Source organism: Microbacterium sp. Leaf351 (assembly GCF_001423825.1).
In the GTDB taxonomy this organism is placed as follows: Bacteria; Actinomycetota; Actinomycetes; order Actinomycetales; family Microbacteriaceae; genus Microbacterium; species Microbacterium ginsengisoli.
On the sequence record NZ_LMPK01000038.1, the window covers coordinates 242,272 to 246,182 of the forward strand.

At 71.0% G+C, this 3,911-nt stretch carries 3 protein-coding genes; 1 reads left to right on the plus strand and 2 read right to left on the minus strand.

The genetic code is table 11. From position 1 onward, the window contains the following. Positions 1–63 precede the first annotated feature (63 nt). Both ASG00_RS13965 and ASG00_RS13970 read right to left on the minus strand, forming a co-directional pair. Complete coding sequence (locus ASG00_RS13965; protein ID WP_056210309.1) at positions 64–816, minus strand: sulfite exporter TauE/SafE family protein; 753 nt, start codon at positions 814–816, stop codon at positions 64–66. A 118-nt stretch (positions 817–934) separates the two neighbouring features. Then, on the minus strand, positions 935–1,858 hold the full coding sequence (locus ASG00_RS13970; RefSeq protein WP_056210311.1) for an AEC family transporter: 924 nt from the start codon (positions 1,856–1,858) through the stop codon (positions 935–937). Between the two features lie 179 nt (positions 1,859–2,037). Here ASG00_RS13970 and ASG00_RS13975 point away from each other — a divergent pair, with 179 nt between their 5' ends. After that, the gene (locus tag ASG00_RS13975) at positions 2,038–3,822 is read left to right on the plus strand and encodes a TIGR03767 family metallophosphoesterase (RefSeq protein ID WP_056210313.1); all 1,785 of its coding nucleotides are present in this window, start codon (positions 2,038–2,040) and stop codon (positions 3,820–3,822) included. Positions 3,823–3,911 lie beyond the last annotated feature (89 nt).

Sequence of the window (3,911 nt, forward strand, 5' to 3'; positions counted from 1 at the left end):
GGAATGCACTCGACAGAGCGCGGCACTCAGCCATCGTGAGCTCGAGGCCAACCGGGCCCACCCTCACCCCCGGACGAGCAGATACCCCGCGAGCGCGAAGCCGCACAGCGCGATGAGCACGCGGAGCACCGCCGGCGGGAGACGACGGGCCACCGCGGGGCCGATGAGGCCACCGAGCACGGCGCCGATCGCGAGCGGCCACATCGCCGCCCACACCACCGTGCCCCACACCGCGAACAGCACCGCGGGCAACACGTCCGAGGCGACGAGGATGACGTTCTTGAGCGAGTTCGCGCGGTGCAGCACGGGTTCGGTCGTCAGCAACAGCAGGGTGATCAGCAGGATGCCGGAACCCGCCCCGAAATAGCCGTTGTAGGTCGCGACGGCGCCCCCGGCGATCGCGGCGGCGGGGCGCGGCATCCCTCGCCCGAAGCGTCGCTGCGCGCGGGCGATGACCGGCTGCGCGAGCAGCACGAGGGAGCCCGTCGCCACGAGGAAGGGCACCACCCGGTCGAACAGGGCGCCCGGGGTGAGGACGAGCAGTACCGCCCCGGCGAGGGAGAAGAGGACCGACGGCGGCATCCAGGTGCGCAGCGTTGCGGCATGGCCGCGCAGGTCGGGACCGGCGCGCAGCGCCGAGCTGAGCCCGCTGCCGAGGAGCGCCACCGAGTTCGTCACGTTCGCCGCGAGCGGCGGGATGCCGACGGCGAGCAGCGCCGGGAACGCGACGAGGGAAGTGATGCCGCCCGCCGTGCCGATCACGCCGGCGACGAGCCCCGCGACCACGAGGAACGACGCGGTGAGCAGATCCGGCACATCAGCACCCTGGCAGATGCCGGTCGCGGCTGCACGACGAACGCCGGCACGGTGTCGAGGCTGCCGTGCGCCGGAGAACCGGATGCCGCGGCCCCGCGGCCGACTGTGACGTCGAGCGTCAGTGCGGCAGCAGCAGCACGGCTGCCAGAAGCACCGGGATGCAGCCGATCGTCGTGATGAAGATGGTGTCGCGGGAGATCGTCTGGCCGACCCCGTAGCGCTGCGCGTAGTTGAAGACGTTCTGCGCGGTCGGCAGTGCCGCGAGCACGACGACGACGAGCACCCCGTGCGCGTCGAGGCCGAGCACGTAGGTCGCGACGAGCCATCCCACGACCGGCATGACGATGAGCTTCAGCGCGCTCGCGAGCAGCACGTCGCGGCGATGACCCGCCACCCCGAGCACCTTCTGGCCGTTGAGCGACATTCCGTAGGAGATGAGAAGCACCGGCACCGCCGCGCCCGCGATGAACTGCAGCGGCTCGAACACGATGTCGGGGAGCGGGATCTCGAACGCCGAGAACAACGTGCCGAGCAGGGAGCCGATCACGATCGGGTTCGTGACGGTGCGCAGGATCGTGCGCCCGATGCGCAGCTCGTCGGAGGTCGCGGCATCCAAGAGCGCCAGGGTGATCGGGGTGAGGATCAGCAGCTGCATCAGGATCACCGGCGCCGGGTAGGCGGCCGACCCCAGCAGGTACAGCGACAGCGGGATGCCGATATTGTTCGAGTTCACCTGCGCCGCCGACAGCGCGCCGATCACGGTCTCTCCGAGTCCGCGCCGCCACACCAGCCGCGCGATCACGACGTAGACGGCGAGCACGATCGCAGCCGTCAACGCCGACGCCGGCAGCTGCGCCGAGAACAGCACGTGCACGTCGGCCTTCGAGAGCACCACGAACAGCAGGAACGGCGAGAGCACGTAGAAGACGAGCCGGCCGAGCACGAACGGCGCGTGCGGACCGAGCAGTCCGATCCGGCCCAGCACGTACCCGACGCCGATCGCCACGCCGACCACGACGAATCCGGTCAGAGTGGTCAGCACCCTCCCAGGGTACGAGACCCGGACGAATGGTCTGACCATGGCCGGCGCGCGTCGCCACGGCCGGTGACGAGAGCGGATGCCGCGGCCCGCCGCATCCGCCGTCGTGGCGCGTTGCCGCGCCCCGACGTGCATGTCATGATGAGCGCACTCGCACACGGTTGCCGACCCGAAGGGCAGCAATGGGGGGACTCTCCCGCCGCCAGTTCCTGGCGCGTACGGCCGCCCTCGCGGCGGCACTCGGCGTGAGCGTCGAGACCCTCGCCCCGCAGCTTGCTCTGGCCCAGACCGACCCCGGGGAGATCCCGAGCACCCTGCTGCAGACGATCCTCTACGGACCGGTGACGAAGGGCTCGTACCGCACCCTCACCACGGGCGTCGGCGAGCCCTACATCGCCCGCTACGACGTGCTCGGCCGCACCGCCGACCCGACCCGCACGAGTCGCCGACGGTCGCTGCTCTACCTTGGGCACCTCAGCGACCTGCACGTCATCGACGCGCAGTCACCCGGCCGCATCGAGCCGATGATCGTGCAGGACCACTCCGCCTGGGGTTCGGCGTTCCACCCGCACGATCCGCTCAGTCCGCACACGACGGCGGCCATGGTGCAGGCGTTCTCCGACGCCCGCTACTCCCCGCTCACCGGGGTTCCGATGGGCGCCGCCGTCGTCACCGGCGACAGCGCCGACATGCACTCCCACCTCGAGCTGCGCTGGTACATCGACCTCATGGACGGCCTCTCGGTGAACCCGGCGTCCTCGGGCAGCACGTATCAGGGCGTGCAGGCGTGGCCCGAGGCGACGTGGGCGTACCGCCCGAACGATCCGAGCGGCGGATCGTTCGGCGACTACGGGTTCCCCACCCTCCCCACCCTGCTCGACGACGCCATCAGCCACCCGGCGACCTCCCCCGGCCTCCCCGCGCCCTGGTACGCCGTCTACGGCAACCACGACACCCTGCTGCTCGGCACGTTCAACCTCAGCCCCACGCTGCACGCCCTCGCCGTCGGCGGCCGCAAGGCGTACACACTCGAAGCGACGGCATCGATGGCGCTCGCGGGCTACGCCGCCAGCGGCAGCGCCGTCACGCAGCTGCTCGACGCGTTCGGCCTCTGGCTCGGACGCCCCGGCTTCAGAGAGGTCACCGCGAACCCCGACCGCTACCTGTTCGCGCAGCGCGACTTCATGGCCGAGCACTTCACGACCGAGACCCAGCCCGGACCCATCGGCCACGGCTTCACCCAGCACAACCTCGACTCGGGCGAGACCTGGTGGACGGCGCAGCTCTCCCCGTTCGTGCGCGCGATCGGCCTCGACACCTGCAACGCCGTGGCCGGCCCCGACGGGGCCCTCCCCGACGTGCAGTTCCAGTGGCTGAAGGCTCAGCTGCAGCAGGCGACCACCGAGGGCATGCTCGTCGTGGTGCTCAGCCACCACAACAGCCTCACCCTCGAGAATGACGCCCAGCGCCCCGGCGACACCACGGTGCTGCACCATGCCGAAGACGTCATCGACCTGCTCCTGGCCTACCCCGTCGCCATCGCCTGGCTCAACGGCCACACGCACCTCAACCAGATCCTCGCCCACCCGGGTGCGAACGGCGGCGGCTTCTGGGAGATCACGACCGCCTCGTGCATCGACTTCCCGCAGCAGCAGCAGGTGCTCGAGATCGTCGACAACCGCGACGGCACCCTCTCGATCTTCACCACCGTGCTCGACCACGCCTCGGCGGCGACTCCCGCCGGCACCGGCGCGTCCCGCGACCTCGCCGCTCGCGCCCGCGAGTTCGCGGCCAACGACTGGGCCGAATCCCCGGCGATGCGTCGCGGCTCCGCCCTCGACCGCAACACCGAGCTGCTGCTCCCGGCCCCGTTCGACCTCGAGAAGATCACGGATGCCGCGCTCGAGGCCCAGCGCATGACCGAGCGCGCACGCATCCTGGCCCACGAGCAGAAGGCGGCATCGTGAGACGCACCTGGGCGCTGGCCGCGCTCGTCGTGGCCGCGGCATCCCTCACCGCCTGCACCCAGGTGCAGGCCATCGCCCCCGTGGGCGGC